Source organism: Bradyrhizobium sp. SZCCHNR1053 (assembly GCF_032381235.1).
GTDB lineage: Bacteria > Pseudomonadota > Alphaproteobacteria > Rhizobiales > Xanthobacteraceae > Bradyrhizobium.
In genome coordinates, this window is record NZ_JAUHJM010000017.1 from 19721 (window position 1) to 45000 (window position 25280).

At 65.3% G+C, this 25280-nt stretch carries 20 protein-coding genes, 1 rRNA gene and 1 riboswitch (1 of these 22 cut by a window edge); of the genes, 10 read left to right on the top strand and 11 right to left on the bottom strand.

The features are described from left to right. Positions 1-157 precede the first annotated feature (157 nt). Both QX051_RS27575 and QX051_RS27580 read left to right on the top strand, forming a co-directional pair. Positions 158-871, top strand: a complete 714-nt coding sequence (locus tag QX051_RS27575; RefSeq protein WP_315778297.1) for a YdcF family protein — start codon at positions 158-160, stop codon at positions 869-871. Between the two features lie 12 nt (positions 872-883). Beyond that, complete coding sequence (locus QX051_RS27580) at positions 884-1651, top strand: lysophospholipid acyltransferase family protein (RefSeq protein ID WP_315755963.1); 768 nt, start codon at positions 884-886, stop codon at positions 1649-1651. Between the two features lie 6 nt (positions 1652-1657). Here the strand turns inward: QX051_RS27580 and QX051_RS27585 are convergent, their stop codons facing one another. Next, entirely contained in the window at positions 1658-2260 is a 603-nt protein-coding gene (locus tag QX051_RS27585) for a gamma-glutamylcyclotransferase (RefSeq protein ID WP_409998147.1), read from the bottom strand. Between the two features lie 99 nt (positions 2261-2359). On the opposite strand from QX051_RS27585, the gene QX051_RS27590 reads away from it, so the two are divergent. Beyond that, on the top strand, positions 2360-3544 hold the full coding sequence (locus QX051_RS27590) for a DUF2125 domain-containing protein (RefSeq protein WP_315778299.1): 1185 nt from the start codon (positions 2360-2362) through the stop codon (positions 3542-3544). 5 nt (positions 3545-3549) lie between these two features. Here the strand turns inward: QX051_RS27590 and QX051_RS27595 are convergent, their stop codons facing one another. The 3 genes from QX051_RS27595 to QX051_RS27605 are packed head-to-tail and all read right to left on the bottom strand — an operon-like array spanning position 3550 to position 6450. Further along, the gene (locus tag QX051_RS27595) at positions 3550-4485 is read right to left on the bottom strand and encodes a prephenate/arogenate dehydrogenase family protein (RefSeq protein WP_315736237.1); all 936 of its coding nucleotides are present in this window, start codon (positions 4483-4485) and stop codon (positions 3550-3552) included. Then, complete coding sequence (gene hisC / locus QX051_RS27600; RefSeq protein ID WP_315778300.1) at positions 4482-5579, bottom strand: histidinol-phosphate transaminase; 1098 nt, start codon at positions 5577-5579, stop codon at positions 4482-4484. Before hisC ends, QX051_RS27595 begins: the two co-directional genes overlap by 4 nt. A 37-nt stretch (positions 5580-5616) precedes the next feature. Further along, complete coding sequence (locus QX051_RS27605) at positions 5617-6450, bottom strand: chorismate mutase (RefSeq protein WP_315736239.1); 834 nt, start codon at positions 6448-6450, stop codon at positions 5617-5619. 198 nt (positions 6451-6648) lie between these two features. Then, positions 6649-6728, top strand: a riboswitch (SAM riboswitch). A gap of 91 nt (positions 6729-6819) precedes the next feature. Here QX051_RS27605 and QX051_RS27610 point away from each other — a divergent pair. The 3 genes from QX051_RS27610 (at position 6820) to QX051_RS27620 (ending at position 9104) form a co-directional block, all read left to right on the top strand. Then, positions 6820-8034: a homoserine O-acetyltransferase gene (locus tag QX051_RS27610; protein ID WP_315778301.1), complete on the top strand. Its 1215-nt coding sequence runs from the start codon at positions 6820-6822 to the stop codon at positions 8032-8034. Positions 8035-8037: 3 nt separating this feature from the next. Next, positions 8038-8703 carry a methionine biosynthesis protein MetW gene (metW, locus tag QX051_RS27615; RefSeq protein ID WP_315736241.1) on the top strand — a complete coding sequence of 222 codons (666 nt, stop codon included), beginning with the start codon at positions 8038-8040 and terminating at the stop codon, positions 8701-8703. A gap of 65 nt (positions 8704-8768) precedes the next feature. Beyond that, complete coding sequence (locus QX051_RS27620) at positions 8769-9104, top strand: GIY-YIG nuclease family protein (protein ID WP_315778302.1); 336 nt, start codon at positions 8769-8771, stop codon at positions 9102-9104. A gap of 669 nt (positions 9105-9773) precedes the next feature. Here QX051_RS27620 and QX051_RS27625 read toward each other — a convergent pair. From QX051_RS27625 to QX051_RS27640, 4 genes are all read right to left on the bottom strand, one after another. Then, positions 9774-11816: a S8 family serine peptidase gene (locus tag QX051_RS27625; RefSeq protein WP_315778303.1), complete on the bottom strand. Its 2043-nt coding sequence runs from the start codon at positions 11814-11816 to the stop codon at positions 9774-9776. Between the two features lie 52 nt (positions 11817-11868). Continuing rightward, the gene (locus tag QX051_RS27630) at positions 11869-12099 is read right to left on the bottom strand and encodes a hypothetical protein (protein WP_315736244.1); all 231 of its coding nucleotides are present in this window, start codon (positions 12097-12099) and stop codon (positions 11869-11871) included. Positions 12100-12212: 113 nt separating this feature from the next. Beyond that, positions 12213-13355, bottom strand: coding sequence for a hypothetical protein (locus tag QX051_RS27635; protein ID WP_315778304.1), 1143 nt, complete (start codon positions 13353-13355; stop codon positions 12213-12215). A gap of 191 nt (positions 13356-13546) precedes the next feature. Then, positions 13547-14278, bottom strand: coding sequence for a BTAD domain-containing putative transcriptional regulator (locus QX051_RS27640; protein WP_315755972.1), 732 nt, complete (start codon positions 14276-14278; stop codon positions 13547-13549). 375 nt (positions 14279-14653) lie between these two features. Between QX051_RS27640 and QX051_RS27645 the strand changes: the two genes are divergently transcribed. Continuing rightward, positions 14654-15073, top strand: coding sequence for a secondary thiamine-phosphate synthase enzyme YjbQ (locus QX051_RS27645; RefSeq protein WP_315755973.1), 420 nt, complete (start codon positions 14654-14656; stop codon positions 15071-15073). 293 nt (positions 15074-15366) lie between these two features. On the opposite strand, the gene QX051_RS27650 is transcribed toward QX051_RS27645, so the two are convergent. Further along, positions 15367-16230, bottom strand: a complete 864-nt coding sequence (locus QX051_RS27650) for an alpha/beta hydrolase (protein WP_315778305.1) — start codon at positions 16228-16230, stop codon at positions 15367-15369. 256 nt (positions 16231-16486) lie between these two features. Between QX051_RS27650 and QX051_RS27655 the strand changes: the two genes are divergently transcribed. Next, positions 16487-17143 (top strand): TIGR02594 family protein, encoded by a 657-nt coding sequence (locus QX051_RS27655; protein ID WP_315778306.1) that lies wholly within the window; start codon positions 16487-16489, stop codon positions 17141-17143. 204 nt (positions 17144-17347) lie between these two features. Here QX051_RS27655 and QX051_RS27660 read toward each other — a convergent pair whose 3' ends face one another. Continuing rightward, positions 17348-18133 carry an MOSC domain-containing protein gene (locus QX051_RS27660; RefSeq protein WP_315778307.1) on the bottom strand — a complete coding sequence of 262 codons (786 nt, stop codon included), beginning with the start codon at positions 18131-18133 and terminating at the stop codon, positions 17348-17350. Positions 18134-18355: 222 nt separating this feature from the next. On the opposite strand from QX051_RS27660, the gene clpB reads away from it, so the two are divergent. Then, positions 18356-20995, top strand: a complete 2640-nt coding sequence (gene clpB / locus QX051_RS27665) for an ATP-dependent chaperone ClpB (protein WP_315778308.1) — start codon at positions 18356-18358, stop codon at positions 20993-20995. A 117-nt stretch (positions 20996-21112) separates the two neighbouring features. Here clpB and QX051_RS27670 read toward each other — a convergent pair whose 3' ends face one another. After that, positions 21113-23176, bottom strand: coding sequence for a M23 family metallopeptidase (locus QX051_RS27670; protein WP_315736252.1), 2064 nt, complete (start codon positions 23174-23176; stop codon positions 21113-21115). 807 nt (positions 23177-23983) lie between these two features. Between QX051_RS27670 and QX051_RS27675 the strand changes: the two genes are divergently transcribed. Next, positions 23984-25280 (top strand): 16S ribosomal RNA (locus QX051_RS27675); it runs 192 nt beyond the window's last position.

Sequence of the window (25280 nt, forward strand, 5' to 3'; positions counted from 1 at the left end):
GGGTCACGAACACGGCGGAGGTCGCGCGCCAGGATCGGCGGCGAGCGAACGTGATCGGGAGGCCGGCGAAACCTGCCTGCGTTCCCGGACTTGAACGACGGGATCGCGCGACGGCATGGCGCCGCGCGCAGGCAGGCAAGGACAAGCCAGGCGTTGCATGGAGCCGGAGACCGACCATAGCAGGCGAAAGCTGCCGTTCACCGTGGCGGTGTGGCGGACGCTCGCGGGTGCCGTGGCGACGCTCGGGCTCGGCTTCTTCGTCGCGGCGGTCGGTTTCGTCGGCTTCCTCTCGCAATTGCGCGGTGCCGAGATCCAGCCCGAGCGCAAGGCGGACGGAATCGTGGTCCTGACCGGCGGCTCGTCGCGCGTGTCGGACGCGGTGGAACTCCTGGCGGGAGGCTATGGCCGGCGGCTGCTGATCTCCGGCGTGCACCCGACCAACGAGGCCAGCAACATCACCAGGTCGCTGCCCGAGGCGCGATCATTCATCAACTGCTGCGTCGATCTGGATTATTCGGCGATCAACACCCGCAGCAACGCCGCGCAGACGCGGCGGTGGGCCAGCGAGCGCGGCTTCAAGTCGCTGATCGTGGTGACGTCGAACTATCACATGCCGCGGGCCATCGTCGAACTGTCGCATGCGATGCCGAGCATGGATCTCATTCCGTACGCCGTCGTCGGCGAGAAATGGCGTGACGAGCCGTGGTGGACCAGCGCGCCGACGCTGCGACTTCTGCTGTCCGAATATGCCAAATTTGTCGCCGCCGAGATGCGGCTGCGGCTGGCCGATCTCGGCCTCGATCTCGCGCCCGAGGTCGATCCGCCAACCGGCTCGGTGGCGCGCCGACCGACGACGGCGCAAGCCAATTGAACTGGGTTTCTGATGGTCTCGATCTTCCTGCGTTCGCTGCTGTTCAACATCCTATTCTACCCGAACTTCGTGCTCTGGGCGCTGATTGCGTTGCCGACCCTGGCGATGCCCCGCAAGGCGCTGCTGCGCGTCGCCAATTGGTGGGCGCAGAGCAACATCGTGTTGATGCGCGTCGTCTGCAACATTCGCGTCGAATATCGCGGCGTCGAAAAGATCCCGAAGGGGCCGCTTATCGTCGCCGCCAAGCATCAGTCGATGTGGGAGACGATCTCGCTGCTGCATTTCTTCGATGCGCCGTTCTTCGTTCTCAAACGCGAGCTGCTGCGGATTCCCTTGTTCGGACAATATCTGGTCAAGGCGGACATGATCGCGATCGACCGCAGCTCCGGCGCCCGCGCGTTGAAGCAGGTGATGCGGCGGGCGGCGGAGGAGGTGAAGCACGGCCGTCAGTTTGTGATTTTTCCGGAAGGCACGCGGCGCCCGGCGGGCGCACCGCCGGACTACAAGGGCGGGGTCGGCTTGATCTATACGGATTGCGGCGTGCCGTGCCTGCCGGTGGCGCTGAACTCAGGGCTGTTCTGGCCGCGTCGCACATTCCTGCGCTATCCGGGCACGCTTGTGGTGGAGTTTCTTGATCCGCTGCCGCCGGGCCTGCCACGCGATGAATTCATGCAGCGGATCCAAAGCGTGATCGAGGAGGCCACCAATCGGCTGGTCGCCGCAGGGCAGGCCGAGCAGGCCCGGCTGTTCGGCCGCATAGCGGCGGCGGTGAAAGCTTGACGCGTGCTATGGCGGCGCACCTTCCGGCGCAGGATGCAGCGAGTAGCCGTCATCGCGCAGCATCGTTGCGAGCCGATGCAACTGCGTGTCGCGAAGGCCCTGCGCCTCGATCGCCTTCACAGTCGAGATCACGTAGTCGCGATTGGCGCCGGACTGGCCGTGACCCTGACGCACATGGCGCAACTGTTCCTGCGGCGACAACCGGCCGGCATATTGCACATGGCCGCGATCGACCACGTAGACCAGCGCGCTCACCCGCTCGCGGGCGTCGTTCTCCAGCCATACCGAGCGCGTCACTTCGCGATACACCGAGGTCACCTGCTCACGCGCCCGCAAATAGGCGATGGTCTCGTCGCGCTTGTCTGCTGCCACCCGAAACGCAATGCCGCGACACGCGCCGCCGCGATCGAGACCGAGCACGAGACCGGGCTTCTCCGGCGTTCCGCGGTGGACGAACGAATACACACAGAGCGCGCGATGCTCGCCGATCAACCGCGCCGGCACCTGCTCGAGAAAGGCGAATCCGGGTCGCCACATCAGCGAGCCGTAGCCGAAGACCCAGAGGTCGCCGTGGGGAAGGTCGCGTTCGGAGAGGGTCATTGCGGACATCAATGCGGAGCCCTAAGTGTGGTGCTCGCGAATTGTTAATCTAGATACACAATCCGTGATCGCCGAATTGCCAAAATTGCTGCCCAAAGGGTGTCCTGCATGTCTCGTTTGCCGCAACCGCCGCGCAGGCGCTCTCGCTGGGGGCTTTTCATAGCTCCCGTCCTGCTCCTGATCGCCGCCGTCGCGTGGAGCGCATTCTGGTTCTTCGCCGCTTCGCAAGTGGATGTCCAGGCCGACGCCTGGCGTGCGCGCGAAGCGAAGTCCGGCCGCGTCTTCGATTGCGCGAACCGCTCGGTCGCCGGCTTTCCGTTCCGGCTCGAGGTCCGCTGTACGGATCCGAACGTAGCCCTGTTTTCGCAGGCCGCCGGCACGCCCTTGATGAACGCCAAGCTCGACGAGATTCTCGTCGTCGCACAGGTGTGGGACCCGAAGCGGGTCATCGCGGAGTTCAAGGGACCTGCTATGATCGCCGACGGTCGCGGACCGGCCTCGTTCTCCGTGAACTGGCGCGTCGGTGAGGCCAGTGTCCGCGGTCTGCCAGGGCCGCCGCAGCGCGCCGACCTCGTGTTCGAACAACCGACCATCGACCGCATCGAGGGCAACACTGCCGTGCCCGCCGCGCGCGCCGATCATGCCGAATTGCACGGCCGTGTTGCCGAGGGCTCGCCGTCCGACCATCCGGTGCTGGAGACTGCGTTGCAGATCGCGAACGGCAGCATCCAAGGCAGCCATCCTCTGCTTGCCGAACCGTTCAATACCGACGTCCAGGCCCGCGTCACGGGTCTCAAGGACTTCAGGCCCAAACCCTGGCCGGAGCGGTTTCGCGAGATCCAGGCGGCGGGCGGTCATGTCGAGATCGTCCAGTCGCGCATCCAGCAGGGCGAATTGCTCGCGGTCGCCGCGGGCACGCTGAGCTTGACCGCCAATGGCGGGATCGATGGCGAAGTGCAGATGACGGTCGCGGGGATCGAAAAGGTCATCCCGGCGCTCGGTCTCGACAAGATGCTCGAAAACGGCGTGCCGCAGGGGACGCTCGATCGCGTGGCGCCCGGTGTGAAGTCGCAGGACGTCAACAACCTGCTCGGTGCGCTCGACCGCGCGATTCCCGGCCTCGGCAAGGTTGTCAAGCAGAACGCCAATGTCGGCGTCGCGCTCGGTATCAATGCGCTCGGCAAGGAGGCCACCCTCGAAGGGCGCAAGGCGCGGACCTTCCCGTTGCGCTTCTCCGATGGCGTCGTCGTGCTCGGTCCGTTCAAGGTCGCCCGCGTCCCGCCGCTGTTCTGAAGCCTTCAGGGCTTCTTCAACTGCGGCAGCGGCCGGCCGAAGTCCGGCGCCGCCGAATCCTGGCCGATATCGACGATGCCGCGGCGGATCGCGCGGGTGCGGGTGAAGTGATCGAACAGCGCATCGCCGTCGCCGCGGCGGATCGCCCGCGTCAGCTTGGAGAGGTCCTCGGTGAAGGTGCCGAGCATGTCGAGCACGGCATCCTTGTTGCTCAGGAAGATGTCGCGCCACATCGTCGGGTCGGAGGCGGCGATGCGGGTGAAATCGCGAAAGCCGCCGGCGGAGAACTTGATCACCTCGGACTCGGTCACCTGCGCCAGCTCGTCGGCGGTGCCGACGATGGTGTATGCGATCAGATGCGGCAGGTGGCTGGTGATCGCGAGCACACGGTCATGATGATCCGGCGTCATGATCTCGACCTTGGCGCCAAGCGCGGCCCAGAACGCGCGCAGACGATCGATCGCGTTGGCATCTACACCGTCGGGCGGCGTCAGGATGCACCAGCGGTTGATGAACAGCTCGGCGAAGCCGGAGTCCGGTCCCGAATTCTCGGTGCCGGCGACCGGATGCGCCGGTACGAAATGAACATGCGCCGGCAGGTGCGGCGCCATGTCGCGAACGATGGCGCCCTTCACGGAGCCGACGTCGGAGACGATGGCGCCGGGCTTCAGATGCGGCGCGATCTCTTCGGCCACGGGACCGCACGCGCCGACGGGAATGCAGAGGATGACGAGGTCGGCATCCTTGACCGCCTCGGCATTGCTCGCAACGACGCGGTCGACGATGCCGAGCTCGGTCACGCGGGCGCGGGTCTTGTCCGAACGCGCCGTGGTGACGATTTCGCCGGCCATGCCTTGCAGCCGCGCCGCGCGCGCGATCGAGCCGCCGATCAGGCCGAAGCCGATCAGCGCGATGCGTTCGAACCGTCCCGCGACGCTCACTTCGTCCTCATGAATTCGCTGAGAGCCTCGACGACCAGACGATTGGCCTCCTCGGTGCCGATCGTCATGCGCAGCGCATTCGGCAACTTGTAGTTGGCGAGCGCGCGCAGCACGAGGCCGCGCCGTGTCAGGAATTCGTCGGCCTCGACCGCGGTGCGGCCCTTCTCGGTCGGGAAGTGGATCAGGATGAAGTTGGTGACGCTCGGCGTCACCTTCAGCCCGAGCCTGCCGATCTCCTCAGTGAGCCAGTTGCGCCAGGTCTCGGTGTGTGCCTTCGACATCTGCTGATGCGCGGTGTCCTCGATCGCGGCGACCGCAGCGAGCATCGCGGGCGAGGAGACGTTGAACGGCCCGCGGATGCGGTTGATGGCATCGACGATGTGCGCCGGGCCGAGCATCCAGCCGACGCGGAGCGCTGCGAGGCCGTGGATCTTGGAAAAGGTGTGGGTGACGACGGTGTTCTCGGTCGTGGCGACCAGCTCGATCCCGAACTCATAATCGTTGCGCGAGACGTAGTCGGCATAGGCGGCGTCGAGCACCAGCACGACATGCGAGGGAAGGCCGGCGCGCAGCCGCTTGACCTCGTCGAACGGGATGTAGGTGCCGGTCGGGTTGTTCGGATTGGCGAGCCACACGAGCTTGGTGCGCGGCGTCACCGCGGCCAGGATCGCGTCGACGTCGGTGCGATACTCGGTCTCCGCGGCAACCACGTTCCTGGCGCCGCAGGCCATGGTCGCGATCGGATAGACCAGGAAGCCGTGCGCGGTGGAGATCGCCTCGTCGCCTTGCCCGAGAAAGGTGTGTGCCAGCAGATTCAGGATCTCGTCGGAGCCGGCGCCGCAGACGATGCGGCCGGGATCGAGGCCATAGGTGCGGCCGATCGCCTCGCGCAGCACCCGCGAGGTGCCTTCCGGATAATCCTCCAGATGCGTGGCCGCGCTCTTGAAGGCGTCGATCGCCTTGGGTGAAGGACCGAACGGAGTCTCGTTCGCCGACAGCTTGAACACCTTGCGGCCCGGCTCGGGCTTCGGGCTCTTGCCCGGCGTGTAGGGCGCAATGTCGAGGATGCCGGGATTCGGCACGGGGCGGTTCATCGTCAACTCCGGAAAATCATCACTGGCGCGGGGCGTCTCAGCTGGGAACCGTATAGCGTTTCGCATGGCCGCCGACGAGGGCCGTCGAGCGGACCGAGGCGCCCGCCGCGATCAGGGCAGCCTTGATCTTGTCGAGGTTCGACGGCGACTCGATCGACACCAACAGCGCGGCGCCGTCGAAGGCGGTATCGGGCACCGCGATGACGTCGGCGAGCGGCGACAGCGCGCGGGACACCTGCGCATTCCAGCCGGAGACGCGGATGCTCCAGGTCTCGACCTCCAGCACCAGCGCGTCGTCCGCGACGCGCGAGATCGCGAACACCGGCAGCGCCGCTGGATGGTCGGCGCGCTCGATGAACGGCATCCGCGCGATGATCTTCGGCGCGCCCGCGGGCTCCAGCGTGATCCACCACGGCGTATGCCCCGAGGTCGTCGACACCAGCGCGAGATCGCCCTTCGAGCGCGCCACGGCTTCGACGGCGGCCTGGGCGCTGAAATGGGCGACATAAGGCACCACGAAGCCGAAATGGAACCTGGCGGAATCGCGCATCGCGGATTCGCCGACCGACACGTCGGCGTGAACCGAGAACGGCGCCTGCACGTAAGTGAACGTCGAGACGATCACGCGCCAGATGCCCTCGACGGTGTCGAGCGGCAGGATGCCGCGATGGCGCTGCACCAGGCGCCGCATCATGTCGGCCTCTCGCGCCGGGCGGAACGCCGAGCCGACCTCCTGGGTCTTCTTGACCTTGATCAGCCGGTCGATGATGTCGGCCCTGTTCATCAGCAGCTGATGGACCTGCTCGTCGATCGCGTCGATCTCCTTGCGCAAATCGGCGAGCGAGGGAGGGGCTGGCGGCGGGGTCGACATGGGCAGGGTCACTCTTCGCAGGCCGCGGGTCAACGCGCGGCGGACTGGAACGGATGCCGTTCTCTCCGATGCGGGGGACGTGCGCAACAGCAAGTTTACCTCGTGCTGCCTAGGCTTGGCTGACCTGCAGCCATGGGGCGCCCGATCGGCGGTCAACCCGAGCTTGCCTTGACGAGGAGCGCCCGCGGGACTAGTTTCTGCCTGTTCCGTGGTCATTTGAGCCGGCCGGCTTGCAGCCACGTTAAAAAACTCGCTAAACAGGCCGGGGACGTTATCGATCCCGGCCGAACCCCAGTTCAGGCCGGGTTTTTCATGGCCTGATGTGTCACGTGGTTCGGGAGCCCTTGCCGGATGGCCGGGGTGAGAGACATGACAGGCCTGACGCCGAAACCCACCTCCGCGCTGCGCACGATTGCGCCCGAAGAGCGCTCGCACGAGGTCGATCATCCGAGCTCGCTGGTCGCGCAGTTCGGTGCCGACAAGCCGCTCAGGCTCGATTGCGGCGTCGACCTGTCGCCGTTCCAGATCGCCTACCAGACCTATGGCGAGCTCAACGCCGACAGATCGAACGCGGTCCTGGTCTGCCACGCGCTGACCGGCGACCAGCACGTCGCCAACCGTCATCCGGTCACCGGCAAGCCGGGCTGGTGGGAGACGCTGGTCGGCCCCGGCCGCCCGCTCGACCCGAGCCGCTATTTCATCATCTGCTCCAACGTGATTGGCGGCTGCATGGGCTCGACCGGACCGGCCTCGCTGAACCCTGCGACCGGCAAGGTCTGGGGGCTCGATTTCCCGATCATCACCATCCCCGACATGGTGCGCGCCCAGGCGATGCTGATCGACCATCTCGGCATCGACACGCTGTTCGCCGTGGTCGGCGGCTCGATGGGCGGCATGCAGGCGCTGCAATGGACGGTGGCCTATCCGCAGCGCGTGTTCGCCACGCTCGCGATCGCCTGCGCGACGCGGCATTCGGCGCAGAACATCGCCTTCCACGAGCTCGGCCGCCAGGCCGTCATGGCCGATCCCGACTGGGACCACGGCCGCTACGGCGACAAGGGCGTTCATCCGCATCGCGGCCTCGCGGTGGCACGGATGGCCGCGCATATCACCTATCTGTCGGACGCGGCGCTGCATCGCAAGTTCGGCCGCCGCATGCAGGACCGCGAGTTGCCGACGTTCTCGTTCGACGCCGATTTCCAGGTCGAGAGCTATCTGCGCTATCAGGGCTCGTCCTTCGTCGAGCGCTTCGATGCCAACTCCTATCTCTATTTGACGCGCGCGATGGACTATTTCGACATCGCCGGCGACCACGATGGCGTGCTGGCGGCGGCGTTCCGCGGCATCAAGACGCGCTTCTGCGTGGTGTCCTTCACCAGCGACTGGCTGTTTCCGACTTCGGAATCGCGGGCGCTGGTTCATGCGCTCAACGCGTCCAGCGCGCGGGTGTCGTTCGCCGAGATCGAGACCGACAGGGGGCACGACGCGTTCCTGCTCGACGTCCCCGAGTTCTTCGAGATCGCCAGCGCTTTTCTCGATTCCGCCGGCAAGGCGCGCGGCCTCAAGGTCGCGACGGGAGGCTGAGACATGAGCATGCAGGGTGTGCTGCCGCTGAATGGATTCTCCGGCGGCGAGGTGCTGGCCTATCGGCCCGATCATCTCCTGATCGCCGGCATGGTCGAGAGCGGCTCCAAGGTGCTCGACATCGGCTGCGGCGACGGTGACCTGCTGCAGCTGCTCGAGAGCCGCGGCATCGACGGCCGCGGCATCGAGCTGTCGCGCGAGGGCGTCAACCATTGTGTCGCCAAGGGCCTCGCGGTGGTGCAGGGCGATGCTGACACCGATCTCGTCGATTATCCCGACGATGCGTTCGACTACGTGGTCCTGTCGCAGACCCTGCAAGCGACGCGGCGGCCCAAGACGGTGCTGGAAAATCTCCTGCGCATCGGCCGCCGTGCCATCGTCACCTTCCCGAATTTCGGCTTCTGGCGGCTGCGGCTGCAGCTGCTGGTCGGCGGCCACATGCCGCGCACCGACAATCTGCCTTTCACCTGGTACGACACGCCGAACATCCATTTCTGCACCATCAAGGACTTCGTGCAGCTCTGCGACGAGATCGGCGTCAAGATGGAGCGCGCCGTCGCACTTGATAGTTACGGCCGCCCCTTGCGTGTCGCCATGCCCTGGTGGTTCTGGAACATGTTCGGCGAGCAGGGGGTGTTTCTTCTGAGCAGGGCGGAGAAGGGGCGGTAGGGGGACGGGGGGCGACCGCAGCCCCGGGGCCTCGTTGAAGTTTGCGGCCCGCTCTCTCCGCCGTCATGGCCGGGCTTGTCCCGGCCATCCACGTCTTGCAGTATGGCGAGATGGCGGGCGGCTACGTGTACTTCATGACTAATCGTCCCAACGGTGCGCTCTATGTCGGCGTGACCAGCGATCTCGTGCGCCGTGTCTTTCAGCATCGATCCGGCTTGGTTGATGGCTTCACCAGGCGGTATCGCTTGAAGCGATTGGTGTACTTTAAAGTCTTCGACGACATTCAGAGCGCGATCCAACGGGAGCACAACATCAAGCATTGGTCGCGCGCCTGGAAGGTTGGACTGATCCTTGCGAGCAATCCCAGCTGGGATGATCTCTACGATAGGATCACAGCTTGAGGCGCGCACGAGGACGGACGTGGATGGCCGGGACAAGCCCGGCCATGACGAGCTTAGGGTGGCGGGATTTCACTTTTCAAAGAGCCGATGGCGGTTGAGACAAGGCTGCGCATCCCCGCGGCGCATCTGCGCCCGAGCTATGCGTCATGCATCGCCTCCGATAGCGAAGAGGCGCAGGGAAGGCCGGATGCTGGCCGCACCCATGGCCCGCCTGCGGAAAAAATGCAGGCGGCAGGAACCACAGGTACGAGCCGGAACACCCGGCCTTCCCTGCGCGATGGTTGAACGGCTGCTTCGCATTCTCCTCGGTGCGCCGGGCTTTTTGGCCACCGTGTCGCGCAATGCGCTTGCGCGCATCGCGCTGGATACCAGCATCGGGGTATCAGGACCGCGCGACTTGACCGTGCGTGCCGGAATTGCTCGTCCGCGCGAGGAAGCCCCACGCGCAATCCGACACGCCCACCGCATCCCACCTCAGCGTTTGTGACGACCGCGATACGCCCCTCTTGCAGTGAGGCGGGACGGGCGGAAATCTACGCTTGATTTGGCCGACGACGCAAGCCGCGATCGTGCGACAAACTAACACGACGGGCAGTCCGTGCATGAGGCTCATGCGCAAACTGCCCGTCGTGCAACGTCTGATGCCGTTCCTGCGGCTTGCCCCGTGATCTACAGCAAGCCGACCTTGTGCATGATGTCGCGGATCTGCGCCGGACTGGGATCACCGACCGCCGGGCTGGACCACTCGCTGGTCGTCGTTGCCGGGCCCCTGGCAACCGAACCGGCTCCGTTGAGCTTGCCATTGGGCGCCTGCGGCACCAGCGTCGGAGACGTCGCGCCGCTCTGCGCCTCGCCGCGCGCCAGTCCCAGCAGGCGACGGAGAACGTCGAGCGAGGGATCGGCCGTGGGCGCGGAGGCCACGCCCGCTTCCAGGCCGAGTGCGCGCATCGCGTTCGGCAGTCCGGCTCCCGAACGGTTGGGATCGCCGAACTGCAGCGGCGTCGATGTCTCCTTCAGGATCTGGAACAGCCGCTCGACACGCCGCGCGTCGCGTGTCGCGAACTGGCCCTTGAAGTCGGGATGATGCGCCAGCACGAGCGCGGCGAGACCGGTGACGTGCGGCGTCGCCATCGAGGTGCCGTCCCAGGCCCCGAAGCCATCCGCCGGCAGCGAGGACACGATGCCGACGCCCGGCGCGCAGACGTCGATCTCCGGCCCGAAGCAACTGAACTTCGCCGGAAAATATCCGTCGGCGCTCCGGAAGCCGTCCAACCCCTGCTGGGCGTGGAAGCTGTCCTCGGGAAACTCGCCCCATTTGCCCATCGCGGCGACCGCCAGGCAATGCGGCGTCGAGCCCGGAAACTGGACCGGCCCCGACGAGTTTCCCGCGGCGACGATACAGGCGAGGCCCATCTGCTTGGCCCGCAAGATCCGCTCCTCGATGATCTGCGACGGCTCGCCGCCGCCCAGACTCATGTTGGCGACGTCGATGCCATTCTCCATGCAGTAGTCGAGCGCCGAGACGAGATCGCTGAACCGGCCGCCCGGGAAGATCCGGCAGACATGGATTTCGGCCGCCGGAGCGAAGCCGCGAATGCCTCCGCCGGAGCCGATCGGTCCGCCGGCGATGATCCCGGCGCAATGCGAGCCGTGACCGATGGTATCGACGGTCCAACTCGCGGGATCATTGCCGACGATGCTCTTGCCGATCGTGACGCTGTGCAGATTGCGATGCGTCGGCGCGGCGCCGGAATCGATCACCGCAATCTTCACTCCCGCGCCGTTATAGGCGAGGGGCAGGCGATCGAGGCCCATCGCGCGCTGGCCCCAACCCAGCAATTGCTGGCCGGGAAATCCGCGCAGATAGGCGCCGAGCGTCTTCGCGGCGATGCGGTTCACGCTGTCGGGGGTCAGTTGCGGACGATCGAGCCAGAAGGTCCAGTAATCGACCCGCGGCTTGATCAGGATCGAGCGGATGGTGTCGGGCGTCTCGCCCTGAATCTTGAGCGTGACGCGGCCGCTGGCGTCGGTGACGCCCTGAACCGGCCACACGCTGCCGAACACGTACACTTCCACCTCCGGCAGCGGGCCGCTCTCGCCGACCACTTCGATCGTCGTCGAGAACCCGTCGGCCAAGGGAATGAGAACGCCGGGATTGGGAAGCTGGTGCGGCGCCGGCACCTGGGGGACGGTCGGATCGAGCATGTAGGTAAGCGGCGCATCGCGCTCGACCGCGAGCCGTGCTCCGGCCTGGGCCTTCAGCAATTCGGCCTTGTCGGGCGCCATTCGGGCCAGCACCATCGGGCCGAGCGGTGCTTGTCCTGGGTCGGCGCTCTGAAATCCGAGCAGGCGCGGCGGCTGAATTGTCTTCACCACGTCGATGTCGGGGCTGTTTGTCAGTTGCTGGACGATGAAGTCGGCGCTGAAGGTCCCAAGCCCCATCTGCTGGCGCGGTGCCAGAATGTACTGCGCCCGCCGTTGCGAGATCGTTGCGCCGGGTTGACCCGTCGCTGGCGCCGCCGTGCCGCCGTCGCTGCGGCTGGTCCCTTGTGCGGCTGGGGCTGATGCGGCGGTCACCCGTGCTGCGGCCTGCGGTGCGGCCGCGGCCTCGGCTGACGGCTGCGCCGCTCCGGGTTGTGCTCCGGTGCCGTTGACGGCCGAGCCGGCCGCATCCTTCTGATCCGAGATTTCAGGCTTGCTTCGTGCGGCCATTTGCGGGCTCCTTCATCCTCGCTCGTGACATCGTCGGGAGGCGCCGCTGAAGTCAGCCGGCGCCAAAGGGTTTCAGCGGAGCGTTCGGCTCCACCACGATCGTGCTGAAAGTCGATCGGAGGCGATCGGCCTGGCTCTTCGTCATCGACAGGATGACGACGTCAGGTGCGACCTGACCGACGCGTTTCACGCTGGGCTCGCGGCTCAAGTGATCAGCGAGCTGGCCGGACTTGACCGGCTCGCCTTGCACGATGAATTCCTGTTCTGAGTTCGGATCCGCCATGCGTCGTTCCCTCCATGTCAGGTCGGCGGTGGGCGGACTTTTCGTGCGCCCACCGCTTCACTCTCTTGGACCCGCGTTGCGATGTCGCGGGTCGTTGCTTCCAATCGGTCGTCCTAGTGCATCGTGCCGGCGGGCTGGCCGGTGCTGAAGATGCCGAGCGTGTGCCCGATGTTGAGGCCGGTCTGCGCGCCCTGTCCGATCTTCTTGAGCACGCTCCAGAAGCCCTGCAGCTCCATGTCGGTCGGCTGCGCCGCGGCCTGCTGGCCCGGCTGGCCGGCGCTGAAGATGCCGAGATTGTGGCCGACGTCGAGGCCGGTCTGGACGCCCTGGCCGATCTTCTTGAGCACGCTCCAGAAGCTCTGCAGCTCCATGTCGGTCGGCTGCGCGGCCGCCGCCTGCTGGCCCGGCTGGCCGGCGCTGAAGATGCCGAGATTGTGGCCGACGTCGAGGCCGGTCTGGACGCCCTGGCCGATCTTCTTGAGCACGCTCCAGAAGCTCTGCAGCTCCATGTCGGTCGGCTGCGCGGCCGCCGCCTGCTGGCCCGGCTGGCCGGCGCTGAAGATGCCGAGATTGTGGCCGACGTCGAGGCCGGTCTGGACGCCCTGGCCGATCTTCTTGAGCACGCTCCAGAAGCTCTGCAGCTCCATGTCGGTGGGCTGCGCCGCCGTCGCGGCTTGCGGACCGGTGCTGAAGATGCCGAGGTTGTGGCCGACATCGAGGCCGGTCTGGACGCCCTGACCGATCTTCTTGAGCACGCTCCAGAAGCCCTGCAGTTCCATGTCGGTCGGCTGCGCCGCGGCGGTGGCGGCTTGCGGACCGGTGCTGAAGATGCCGAGGTTGTGGCCGACATTGATGCCGGTCTGGACGCCCTGACCGATCTTCTTGAGCACGCTCCAGAAGCCCTGCAGCTCCATGTCGGTCGGCTGCGCCGCGGCGGTGGCGGCTTGCGGACCGACGCTGAAGATGCCGAGGTTGTGGCCGACGTTGAGGCCGGTCTGGGCGCCCTGTCCGATCTTCTTGAGCACGCTCCAGAAGCCCTGCAACTCCATCTCCGACGGCTGCTCGGTGCCGGGGCCGACGGAGAACGGCGCGAACCCGCCCGCGATTCCGCCGATGGCGCCGCCGAAGTCCCGGCCGGTCTTGCCGCCGATCAGGCGTCCGATCGCTTGTCCGGCGAACCTGCCGAGAACGGAGCCGAAGATCCCTTCGGGATTCAGTTGACCAAAGTCCTCAGTCGATTGCTGCATGCCACTCATGTTGAGCCTCCTCGCTCGTTATCTGACCTCTGAGCGACGCGCCGCTTGACCTCATCAGGAGTAGTTGCTGCGCGACGTCGATCGAGGGCGATGTTGCGCGTGTGGCCGTGATGCAAGTGTCAAGCGGGGCGTGAAAGTGCCGTCAAAATCGATCATGTGAGGCACGCATGGAGCAAGGGTCGCGCGGATCGTCAGACGCGAAGCATGCGCCTGATTTCGCGCTGCAGGGTTTCGGTTTCGCTCTCCGGCGTGGCACCGACCTGCTTGCGCAGCACGGTGCGGCAGAAGTCATATTGACGCAGGGCGTCGGCACGGCGACCCTGCTGTGCGTAGCAGCGCATCAGGGTGCGGTGGACGTCCTCCTGCAGCGGATCGGCGGCCAGCACGCGCAGCGAGAATGTCTTGGCGATCTCCACATGTTCGGGGCCGCCGACGTCCAGCAGGCCCGCGATGGCCCGTATCGCTCGCGTCTTCAGTCGTTGACGCTCGGCGGAGAGCCATGCCTCGAACGCGCAGGACGTCGAGCTGATGCCGTCGAGCAACTCGCCCCGGAATAGCGCGGCGGCGCGCGCCATGGTTTCCAGATCGCCGAGCTGCAGCAGCAGCTCGAACTCCTGCACGTCGGTGCTAACGGCGTTCGGATGGATGCGGATGTCGTCCCGTTCCGCCGAAATGACGTCGGCGCATTGCGGCAGCACCCGGCGCAGCGTCAACAGGGCCTGGCGAAGGTTTGCGCGCGCGTTGTCGCCGAAGCGGCCTTCCCACAGGAGTGCGGCAAGCTTGCTGCGTGAAATGCCGTGCGGAGAGGTAAGGGCGAGATAGCCCAGGAGTGTTGCAGCCTTGCGGCTTGGGATGACGACCTGCTCGCCGGAGACGCGTTTGATTTCAAGACCGCCAAAGAGATTGATACGCAGCAGACTCATTGTCTCTCTCCTCTGAATGGCGACTCGCTGCGATCGGCGTCAGCCTGCAGAAGTCGAGCTTCTCGTGCGATGAGAATGAGCGGCTGCAGCCGGATCAGGTCTGCACAGTCGTCGCCGAAGGGCGAGCCGCCACGCTGTCGTTGTCATCGTCGAAATGAGATCGGCAATGCAGTTAAGTCTGTCCGAGCAACGTTCGGTTCAATCTTGGATTGTATGACGAAGCGACACCGGGCCGGCTGGGCTTGCAGTATGCACTCCATCGGGTCCAGTCTGCGCGCAGCCGGAACCGCACGCTGTGAGCTACGGCACACTCGAGGACGGACACGCGCGTTGCGGTATCCTCTGGTCATGGTGATGAAGCACGGGATTGTTCCGATGAGATCGTTCCGCAAGGAACTTTGGTTCCAGACACCGGGCCGTCGCGCCTTCATCAACATCACGGATGATGTCGAGGCGGCGCTGAAGGAGAGCGGGGTGCGCGAGGGACTCGTGCTGGTCAACGCCATGCATATCACCGCGTCGGTCTTCATCAATGACGACGAGAGCGGGCTGCATTTCGACTACGAGCAATGGCTGGAGAAGCTGGCGCCGCACGAGCCGGTGGCGGGCTATCGCCACAACCGGACCGGCGAGGACAATGCCGACGCCCACATGAAGCGCCAGATCATGGGCCGCGAGGTCGTGGTCGCGATCACGCAAGGCAGGCTGGACTTCGGTCCGTGGGAACAGATCTTCTACGGCGAGTTCGACGGCGGTCGGCGCAAGCGCGTGCTGATCAAGATCATCGGCGAGTAGGCGAGTCCGTCGCGACATTGGCAGGGCTTGCTCGAACAGGCCGTCATTGCGAGGAGCGCAAGCGACGAAGCAATCCAGGGCCACGACGGTAGCTTGTCTGCGTAGCCCTGGATCGCTTCGCTGGCGCTCGCGATGACGGAGGAGGTGGCAATAGCCTCAGCTGTCATGCCGGCGCAGGCTGGCAGAGTCCGATGCATGTTGGAAGTGATCGTCGCTGGAATGGGCAAAGCCGGCTCGAAGCAGCCTGGTCCGCTGCGCGTGTCGAGCAAAGCGGCAACGCTTCGGCTGCGCAACTATCCCGCCTTCGACCGCGGATCCCGCGGCCCCCATCGCCCGGCCTCGACCAGCGCGATGAAGCGCTCGACCGACGCGTTGAACAGCGCCGGCTCCTCCAGATTCAACACATGGCCGGACTTCGGGAAGAACGTCAGCCCCGATGCCGGCAGGTGCTGCTTGAGGAACAGGCTCGGCGCGATGCAGGCGTCGTCCTCGTCGCCGCAGATGATGAGGGCCGGCGTCGGCACGCCGCGGATGGCGTCGGTCATTGTAAAGATCGAGGGCCGGCCACCCTGGAAACCGCGCATGGTGTTGGCCGAGCCTGTTGCGTCGTGGCGGGCGAGGGCGGCGTAGAAGTCGGCGTGGCCGCGCGGGTCCTTGACCAGGAAGGGAATGCGGCCGGGCGCCTCGCGCGTCACCCTGGCGGTCTCGGCTGAGCCCAGGGTCTCGAACTGCTCGGCGGTCGCGCGGCACTGGGCGCGGAAGGCGTCGAGTTGCTCAAGGCTGGAGCCTGAGCCGACCCCGGCCAGCACCATCGAGCGGATGCGCCCCGGCGCGTTCAGCGCCACCTGCAGCGAGGAATAGGAGCCCATCGACAGGCCGACGAAGTGGGCGCTGGCGATGCCGAGATGGTCCAGCACCGCCAGCGCGTCGGTGTAGAAGTGCACGTAGCTGTAGACGTCGGGCGCGGCCGGCACGTCCGAGGGCGTGTAGCCGCGCGCGGCGTAGGCGATGCAGCGGTGGCGCCGCGCGAAGTAGCGCAGCTGTGGCTCCCAATTGGTGTGGTCGGCGGCGAACTCGTGCAGGAAGATGAGCGGCGTGCCGGCGCCGACCTCTTCGAAATAGAGGCGAACGCCGTCTTTCGCCGTTGCGTGGGGCATCGTCAGCTCCTCCCGTGTCACGTGCTGCATGATGACGAGTCGCGCGACACGCGACAATGGTCGGGCCAGCGCCTTGTTTTCGCCGCGACATAGACTCGGAATCACCCTCCCGTCGCCAGCCTTTCGCCGTCGATGGTCATGGTTTCGTCACACCGCAACATTTTACGGACCGCCGCTGGCGGCTTGCAGAGGGGCCGCGCTGAGGGACCAGGGGGTGCCAAGTCAGGTACTGGGGGAAGTAACAGAAGGATTGAGTATGGTTGTGTCTACCCTTCGCCGGTCGCTTCACATCGTTGCGCTGACCATGTGCTCGGCAGTCGTCGCCGTCACCGCAACACCGGCTTCGGCCCGTCCGCATCACGGCTCCGGGCATCATGCCCACCGCAGCCACGGCGGCCATCACTACGCAAGGCATCATCACCACCGGCGCTCCGTCGCCCGGCTGTCGCGCTGGGAGCGCGGCGTGGCGCGGGTGGAGGTGAGCGGCATTGCCGACGCGCAGGCCAGCGTCATGATGCCGGGCACGGCGTCCGACGGCATGGCGTCGTCCGGCGGCTTCGGCGGCGGCAGCAGCGTCGTCTCCGCGGCGCGCAGCTTCATCGGCAGCGGCAACCCGACCGGCCGGCGCAGCCTGTGGTGCGCCCGTTTCATGAACATGGTGCTGGAGCGGACCGGCCATCGCGGCACCGGCTCCGACATGGCGCGCTCGTTCGCGAGCTATGGCCAGCGCGTCTCCGGCCCGCAGGTCGGCGCGATCGCGGTCATGAGCCGCCGTGGCGGCGGACATGTCGGCGTGGTCTCGGGCGTCGATGCCCAGGGCAACCCGATCGTCATCTCCGGCAACAACGGCAACCGCGTGCGCGAGACCGCGGTGTCGCGCGGCCGGGTGTATGCGTATGTGATGCCGAACTGACCAATCTCGAACTGATGAATCGAGCCGTCGAGGCTCGCTCGGTGTGCGCCTCCCCCGCTTGCGGGGGAGGTCGCATCGCATCGAAGATGCGATGCGGGTGGGGGAAGTCTCTCCACACGAAGATTTTCGGGTGGGGCGCCCCCACCCCGGCCCTCCCCCGCACGCGGGAGAGGGGGCGCGTCGCCGATGCGGCCAGCGCTCGAACTACACCAGCCGCGGCTGCTCCACGGCGAGTTCGTCGCCAACGGCGATATCACCGGCTTCGATCACCTCGGCATAGATGCCGCATTCATTGTTGCCGCGCCGGGTCATCAGCGCGGGCGGGATGTCGAGGTCGCGGGCGGCCGTGTCCGGGTCGACGTTGACCGCGGCGCAGCGGGTGGTGGTCTTCACGACCTTGAGCCGCGCCGAGCCGATGCGCAGCGTCTCGCCCATGAGCGAGGTCTCGTGCCAGGCCTGCCAGCCGGTGACGTAGACGTTGGCGCGGAAGCGCAGCGGGTGCACGGGAGCGCCGACCAAAGTCTCGATCTCCGCGATGGAGGCGAGGTTGATGATCGAGACCACCTTGCGCGCCAGGTCCGTGAAACTGTAGCCGCCGCCCGACAGCAGCTTTGGTGGCCCGCGCAGCTCGTCGGCGAACTCGCCTGCGAAGAAGCGCTCGATCGCCGCGCGGCCTTCGGGGCTCTCGAGATCGCCTTGCACGACGACGGCGTCGTCCTTGCGGATGGTGAGGATATTCGTCGCGTCGTCGAACACGGTCTTGAAGCCGGCGAGGCGCTCGTTGCGCATCAGCATGAGATACGCCGTCTTCGGCCGCCAGACCGGAGCGTCCGGATCGAACCCGCTGGGGCCGTTCTCCAAGGCGTAGCGGCGGTCGGCCGGCAAGGTCTGGCCGATCCGCAAAGGTGCCGTCTGCAATGGTTCCGGGGTAAGGCCCTTGACCGGATAGCGGTACAGGCCGGCGATGCGCGCGGGACGGGTCTGGCTCATGCCGCCTCATAGGAGATTCCCATGGCCGCGGCCAGGGCACACGAATTTGTGAAACGGCCTCTTCCGTTTTTGGCCCGCCTTCCCACATTTCAGCTCAAGCCGGGCGCAAGCCGGCGACGTCAGGGGTGCGGCGTTGATGGACGTCAACGTGCGCGGTCCGAAACCCAATGAAGATGCTGAAATCGTGCCTTCGGGGCGTCACAGCAGGCTGAGGGAAATATCATGAATATCGAAAAATATACCGAGCGCGCCCGGGGCTTCATCCAATCGGCGCAATCGCTGGCCGTGCGCGACGGCCATCAGCAATTCTCGCCGCTGCATCTGCTGAAAGTCCTGCTCGACGACGGCGAGGGACTTGCGGGCGGTCTCATCGACCGCGCCGGCGGCAATTCGCGCGCGATCCTGAAAGCGACCGAGGATGCGCTGGGCAAGCTGCCGAAGGTGTCGGGCAGCGGCGCCGGACAGGTCTATCTGTCGCCCGAGCTGGCGCGCGCCTTCGACGCGGCGGAGAAGGCGGCCGAGAAGGCCGGCGATAGTTTTGTCACGGTCGAGCGGCTGCTGCTCGGGCTGACGCTGGAGAAGAACAGCGAAGCAGGCGGCATCCTCGCCAAGGGCGGCGTCACCGCGCAGAACCTCAACGCGGCGATCGAATCCCTGCGCAAGGGCCGCACCGCCGACTCGGCGACCGCCGAGAATGCGTATGATGCGCTGAAGAAATATGCCCGCGACCTGACCCAGGCGGCGCGCGACGGCAAGCTCGATCCGGTGATCGGCCGCGACGAGGAGATCCGCCGTACGATTCAAGTTCTGTCCCGGCGCACCAAGAACAATCCCGTACTGATCGGCGAGCCCGGCGTCGGCAAGACCGCGATCGTCGAGGGCCTCGCGCTGCGCATCGTCAATGGCGACGTGCCGGAGAGCCTGAAGGACAAGCGGCTGTTGTCGCTCGATCTCGGCTCCCTGATCGCGGGCGCGAAATATCGCGGCGAGTTCGAGGAGCGGCTGAAGGCCGTGCTGCAGGAGGTCACGTCAGCCGAAGGCACCTTCGTGCTGTTCATCGACGAGATGCATACCCTGATCGGCGCCGGCAAGGCCGACGGCGCGATGGATGCGTCGAACCTGTTGAAGCCCGCGCTGGCGCGCGGCGAGCTGCACTGCATCGGCGCGACCACGCTCGACGAGTATCAGAAGCACGTCGAGAAGGACGCCGCGCTGGCGCGGCGCTTCCAGCCGGTCTACGTCACCGAGCCGACGGTCGAGGACACCATTTCGATCCTGCGCGGCCTGAAGGACAAATACGAGCAGCATCACGGCGTGCGCATCACCGATTCCGCGCTGGTGGCCTCGGCGACGCTGTCGAACCGCTACATCACCGACCGCTTCCTGCCTGACAAGGCCATCGACCTGATGGACGAGGCGGGCGCGCGGCTGAAGATGCAGGTCGATTCCAAGCCGGAAGAGCTGGATTCGATGGATCGCGAGATCATCCGGCTCAAGATCGAGCAGGAAGCGCTGAAGAAGGAGACCGATCCGGGGTCCAAGAGCCGGCTGCTGACCTTGGAAAAGGAGCTCGCCGACCTCTCGGAGAAGTCGGCTGGCCTGACTGCACGCTGGAGCGCGGAGAAGGACAAGCTGTCGAACGCGCAGAAGCTCAAGAGCGAGCTGGACGGCCTGCGCATCGAGCTCGCCAACGCGCAGCGCCGCGGCGAGTATCAAAAAGCGGGCGAGCTGGCCTATGGCCGCATCCCGGAGCTGGAGAAGCAGCTGGCCGACATCGAGGCCAAGGAGAATGCCGGCGAGATGATGGAGGAGGCGGTCACCGCCAACCACATCGCGCAGGTGGTCTCGCGCTGGACCGGCGTGCCGGTGGACAAGATGCTCGAGGGCGAGAAGGACAAGCTCCTGCGCATGGAGGATTCTCTCGGCAAGCGCGTCGTCGGCCAGTTCGAGGCCGTGCATGCGGTCGCGACCGCCGTGCGGCGCTCGCGCGCCGGCCTGCAGGACCCGAACCGACCGATGGGCTCGTTCATGTTCTTGGGCCCCACCGGTGTCGGCAAGACCGAGCTGACCAAGGCGCTCGCCGAGTATCTGTTCAACGACGAGACCGCGATGGTCCGGCTCGACATGTCCGAGTACATGGAGAAGCACTCGGTGTCGCGGCTGATCGGCGCGCCTCCCGGCTATGTCGGCTATGACGAGGGCGGAGCGCTGACAGAGGCCGTCCGGCGCCGGCCGTACCAGGTCGTCTTGTTCGACGAGATCGAGAAGGCGCATCCGGATGTCTTCAACGTGCTGCTGCAGGTGCTCGACGACGGCCGCCTGACCGACGGGCAGGGCCGTACCGTCGACTTCCGCAACACGCTGATCATCATGACCAGCAATCTCGGCTCCGAGTTCCTGGTCAATCAGCCGGAGGGCGAGGATACGTCGGAGGTGCGCGAGCTGGTGATGGGCACGGTGCGCGGGCATTTCCGGCCCGAGTTCCTCAACCGCGTCGACGAGATCATCCTGTTCCACCGCTTGCAGAAGAGCGAGATGGGGCGGATCGTCGAGATCCAGTTCACACGGCTCCAGAAGCTGCTGGAGGAGCGCAAGATCACCTTGTCCCTGGATGGCGATGCGCGCGACTGGCTCGCCGCCAAGGGCTGGGATCCGGCTTATGGCGCACGGCCGTTGAAGCGGGTGATCCAGCGTAGCGTGCAGGATCCGCTCGCCGAGATGATCCTCGCCGGCGACATCAAGGACGGCGACAAGGTCGCCATCTCCTCGGAAGGCAATGTGCTGACCTTCAACGGCAAGGCGCATCGCACCGCCGAGATCGCGACGTTCGAGGCGCCGATCCCGAAGCGCAAGCTGAACTGAGCGGCGTTTCGCCGAACTGAAACGGAAGCGGCCCGCGCTGAGCGATCAGCGCGGGCCGCTTGCGTCGGCAAAAAGACTTCCTTGGGTTGAACGGGCCAGCCCGGCGAGGCCGGGCTTTTAGCGGCTGACCTGGATCGGGCCGGCGTCGGAGATGCGCGAGGCACCGGCGCCGCGGCTGGTCATCATCTGGTCGACGCGATCGCGCTCCTTCTCGAAGCTGGCCATGATCTGGCCTTCGAGCGACCGGCCGCGCGGCAGCTTCACGCGCATCGGGTCGACGAAGCGGCCGTTGACCAGGATCTCATAGTGGACGTGCGGGCCGGTCGACATGCCGGTCGAGCCGACGAAACCGACGACCTGGCCCTGGCGCACGCGCTTGCCGGGCTCCATGCCCTTGGCAAACGCCGACAAGTGGCCATAGGCCGTCTCGTAGCCGTTGTTGTGCTTGATGCGGATGTACTTGCCGTAGCCGCCTTCGGTGCCGACCTTTTCCAGGACGCCGTTGCCGGAGGCGAAGATCGGGGTGCCGTAGGCGGTGGCCCAGTCGACGCCGGTGTGCATCTTCACATAGCCGAGGATCGGATGGCGGCGGCCGCCGAAGCCGGAGCGCATGATCGCGTTGTTGACCGGCTTGCGCACCAGGAACTTCTTCGCGCTCTTCCCGGTCTCGTCGTAATAGTCGACGACGCTGTCGTCGGGGGTCTGGAACCGGTAGTATTTCTTGGTCTCGCCGCCGACCGTCAGCGCAGCGAACAGCACCTCGGTCTTGTCGTTGTTGCCGGGCTTGTCGTCATCGTCGCCGGCATAGAAGACGTCGAACGAATCGCCCGGCTGCACCTTGCGCTGGAAGTCGACGTCGTAGGAATAGATCCGGACCATGTCCTCGATGACCGGCGTGGGCACCTTGTTGCGCATCGCCGTCTCGTAGATGCTCTGATAGAGGCGGACACCGGTGCCGTCATCCTCCTCGTCATTGGTGTTGTCGGCGGTCTCGGTGACCGTGTTCATGCTCTGCGCGTCCACGGCGACGTATCGTCCGAGGTCCGACAGCGCGGCCACCGCCTCGATCATGGTGTCGTTGGCGATGATGACCCGGAACGGCTGCAGCCGGGCGCCGGGGGCAGGGCCGGACGGCGCCATCAGGATACGGAGCTTCTCACCTTCCTTCAGCCCGCCGTCACGGCCGCGTGGGCCGAGCTGGGCGGCAATCGCCCTGGCCTCGTCGGGCGTCGCGCCCTGGTCGCGCAGGATCGAGGTGACGGTATCGCCCTTCTTGACCAGGTGGACACGCTCGCCGAGCGGATTGCCGCCGGTGATCTGGTCCTTGGTCTTGGGGAGCAAGGTGACATTTTCCGGCACCACCCGGGTCTCGAAGCCGGCGTAAGGATCTGGCGAGGTGCCGTCATTGGCGTAGGACAGTTTCAGGTCGCCGCCTTGGACGGCCTGTGCACCGGCCGCGTCAGCGGCGGCATTGGCGAGCGAGGCGTAGCGGACGCCGCCATTGTTGCCGCGCCAGTTCGCCGCATCGCGAACCCGCATGACGATTTCGTCGAGCGCCACCGAGGTCGCGATCTTCGCCTTGGGGAGCACCGCGGCGAGATCCTTGGTCACGAACGAGACTTCGGCGTCGGGCTCGACGGCCTCCGGATTGTTCGGATCCTCGCCGGACCCGGTCTTGTCGTTGTCGGTGTCGCTCAGCAGGCGCTGGGCGTTGAACGGCGGGATCTTGGCGGAAAGATCGCTCGTCGTCATCGACAGGTTGCCCGAGATCCGGACATAGGGACGGACCCGGATCAGCTCGCGCGATCCGGCGCGGGTCACGGTCGAGATGCGCACCACATTGCGCGCGGCCGCCGCTTCGCTCGGCGGCGGCAGGCGATCGCTCTTGCGCAGGGTGGCAACGCGGTCATTGGCGCCGAAGGCGCCGCGCAGCGCGCTCTCCATCCGCTCCGGCATGCGAGCGAAGGTCATTTCGCCGTCGAGCGACGCAAAAACGGCGCCGCCGATCAGGGCTGCGCCGCATAGACCAGTCAGAATCGTACCGGAGAACCATTGCACGGAGACGCGGCGGCGATCGATCACCGCGGCCTCGGAGCCATCGACCGATAGCGGCGGCTCATGACCGAGATCGATCATGCCGACCTCGCGTCCATACCCTCCGCGTGACGTCCGATGGTTCAACCTTCGTCCCCCAAGTTCAAAGTCAGCGCCGAAATCACTCAGCTGCCGGTCGGCTTAACGTCCAAGACAAACGGCTCGGAATGATGGCGCGCTTCTGACGGTTCGAGACTCTCTGGCCCGAAAGCCGGAATCCGCGAACCGCTATTGTTCTTCAGGATCTCTCGATGTCGTCTCGGCCGTATGAGTCAGGCGAAGGGCTCGCCACTTCCTTGATCTGGATCATCCTTGAATCGATGGCGGTCCCCGCTGGACCCAAATCAACCCAGGTCGATGCTTAACAAATCGTCGCAGGATTGTGGCCCAAGTGGGGCACGAAGTCCGCAAGAAGTCTGGGTTCTCTGGCCGTCCCGGAAAAAATGATTCGATGCGACGATTTGTTGACATTGGGCGTTGACACCCCGATCGGACCCCCCTATAAGCACGGTCACTGAGCGCGGCGCCGCTTCGGGACACACCGAGGCGAGCATTCGCGCCAATATTGCTCCTCACTTCTGCTGAGCGATGCACAACCGGTAGAACCCGGTTGCTCATCGACGTCGGAAAAGGTTGGGCGACCCCTCCATCCGAGGGTGGGACTGAGGTCCCGGGCTGTTTGACAAGTGAAGATGAAGAAAGAGAAACGTGGACGGCGGAGTCCTTGCGGGTCTCGGGATTGAGGGCTTCGGCTTTTGGTTCTGGGATCGGACGAGAAGACTTCGGCGGACAATGTTTCAAAGGTAACACCATGGTTTTCGCGCTGTGAAGCGTGGAGATCGATTGGTGGGACCTCGTCAAACGTTGTGATCAGCCGGTTCAAAGCTTCAAGTTCAACTTGAGAGTTTGATCCTGGCTCAGAGCGAACGCTGGCGGCAGGCTTAACACATGCAAGTCGAGCGGGCGTAGCAATACGTCAGCGGCAGACGGGTGAGTAACGCGTGGGAACGTACCTTTTGGTTCGGAACAACACAGGGAAACTTGTGCTAATACCGGATAAGCCCTTACGGGGAAAGATTTATCGCCGAAAGATCGGCCCGCGTCTGATTAGCTAGTTGGTGGGGTAATGGCCCACCAAGGCGACGATCAGTAGCTGGTCTGAGAGGATGATCAGCCACATTGGGACTGAGACACGGCCCAAACTCCTACGGGAGGCAGCAGTGGGGAATATTGGACAATGGGGGCAACCCTGATCCAGCCATGCCGCGTGAGTGATGAAGGCCCTAGGGTTGTAAAGCTCTTTTGTGCGGGAAGATAATGACGGTACCGCAAGAATAAGCCCCGGCTAACTTCGTGCCAGCAGCCGCGGTAATACGAAGGGGGCTAGCGTTGCTCGGAATCACTGGGCGTAAAGGGTGCGTAGGCGGGTCTTTAAGTCAGGGGTGAAATCCTGGAGCTCAACTCCAGAACTGCCTTTGATACTGAAGATCTTGAGTTCGGGAGAGGTGAGTGGAACTGCGAGTGTAGAGGTGAAATTCGTAGATATTCGCAAGAACACCAGTGGCGAAGGCGGCTCACTGGCCCGATACTGACGCTGAGGCACGAAAGCGTGGGGAGCAAACAGGATTAGATACCCTGGTAGTCCACGCCGTAAACGATGAATGCCAGCCGTTGGTGGGTTTACTCACCAGTGGCGCAGCTAACGCTTTAAGCATTCCGCCTGGGGAGTACGGTCGCAAGATTAAAACTCAAAGGAATTGACGGGGGCCCGCACAAGCGGTGGAGCATGTGGTTTAATTCGACGCAACGCGCAGAACCTTACCAGCCCTTGACATGTTTGGGACCGGTCGCAGAGATGTGACCTTCTCTTCGGAGCCCGAAACACAGGTGCTGCATGGCTGTCGTCAGCTCGTGTCGTGAGATGTTGGGTTAAGTCCCGCAACGAGCGCAACCCCCGTCCTTAGTTGCTACCATTTAGTTGAGCACTCTAAGGAGACTGCCGGTGATAAGCCGCGAGGAAGGTGGGGATGACGTCAAGTCCTCATGGCCCTTACGGGCTGGGCTACACACGTGCTACAATGGCGGTGACAGTGGGAAGCTAAGGGGCAACCCTTCGCAAATCTCAAAAAGCCGTCTCAGTTCGGATTGGGCTCTGCAACTCGAGCCCATGAAGTTGGAATCGCTAGTAATC

Excerpts from the sequence above, each read along its gene's own strand:
- QX051_RS27655 (WP_315778306.1), top strand. The coding sequence starts at position 16,487 with ATGGTTGTGTCTACCCTTCGCCGGTCGCTTCACATCGTTGCGCTGACC.
- QX051_RS27660 (WP_315778307.1), bottom strand. The coding sequence starts at position 18,133 with ATGAGCCAGACCCGTCCCGCGCGCATCGCCGGCCTGTACCGCTATCCG.
- hisC (WP_315778300.1), bottom strand. The coding sequence starts at position 5,579 with ATGAACCGCCCCGTGCCGAATCCCGGCATCCTCGACATTGCGCCCTAC.
- QX051_RS27575 (WP_315778297.1), top strand. The coding sequence starts at position 158 with ATGGAGCCGGAGACCGACCATAGCAGGCGAAAGCTGCCGTTCACCGTG.
- QX051_RS27640 (WP_315755972.1), bottom strand. The coding sequence starts at position 14,278 with ATGAGTCTGCTGCGTATCAATCTCTTTGGCGGTCTTGAAATCAAACGC.
- QX051_RS27645 (WP_315755973.1), top strand. The coding sequence starts at position 14,654 with ATGAGATCGTTCCGCAAGGAACTTTGGTTCCAGACACCGGGCCGTCGC.
- QX051_RS27605 (WP_315736239.1), bottom strand. The coding sequence starts at position 6,450 with ATGTCGACCCCGCCGCCAGCCCCTCCCTCGCTCGCCGATTTGCGCAAG.
- QX051_RS27650 (WP_315778305.1), bottom strand. The coding sequence starts at position 16,230 with ATGCCCCACGCAACGGCGAAAGACGGCGTTCGCCTCTATTTCGAAGAG.
- QX051_RS27625 (WP_315778303.1), bottom strand. The coding sequence starts at position 11,816 with ATGGCCGCACGAAGCAAGCCTGAAATCTCGGATCAGAAGGATGCGGCC.
- QX051_RS27580 (WP_315755963.1), top strand. The coding sequence starts at position 884 with ATGGTCTCGATCTTCCTGCGTTCGCTGCTGTTCAACATCCTATTCTAC.
- clpB (WP_315778308.1), top strand. The coding sequence starts at position 18,356 with ATGAATATCGAAAAATATACCGAGCGCGCCCGGGGCTTCATCCAATCG.
- QX051_RS27585 (WP_409998147.1), bottom strand. The coding sequence starts at position 2,260 with ATGTCCGCAATGACCCTCTCCGAACGCGACCTTCCCCACGGCGACCTC.
- QX051_RS27590 (WP_315778299.1), top strand. The coding sequence starts at position 2,360 with ATGTCTCGTTTGCCGCAACCGCCGCGCAGGCGCTCTCGCTGGGGGCTT.
- QX051_RS27610 (WP_315778301.1), top strand. The coding sequence starts at position 6,820 with ATGACAGGCCTGACGCCGAAACCCACCTCCGCGCTGCGCACGATTGCG.
- QX051_RS27620 (WP_315778302.1), top strand. The coding sequence starts at position 8,769 with ATGGCCGGGCTTGTCCCGGCCATCCACGTCTTGCAGTATGGCGAGATG.
- QX051_RS27635 (WP_315778304.1), bottom strand. The coding sequence starts at position 13,355 with ATGAGTGGCATGCAGCAATCGACTGAGGACTTTGGTCAACTGAATCCC.
- metW (WP_315736241.1), top strand. The coding sequence starts at position 8,038 with ATGAGCATGCAGGGTGTGCTGCCGCTGAATGGATTCTCCGGCGGCGAG.
- QX051_RS27630 (WP_315736244.1), bottom strand. The coding sequence starts at position 12,099 with ATGGCGGATCCGAACTCAGAACAGGAATTCATCGTGCAAGGCGAGCCG.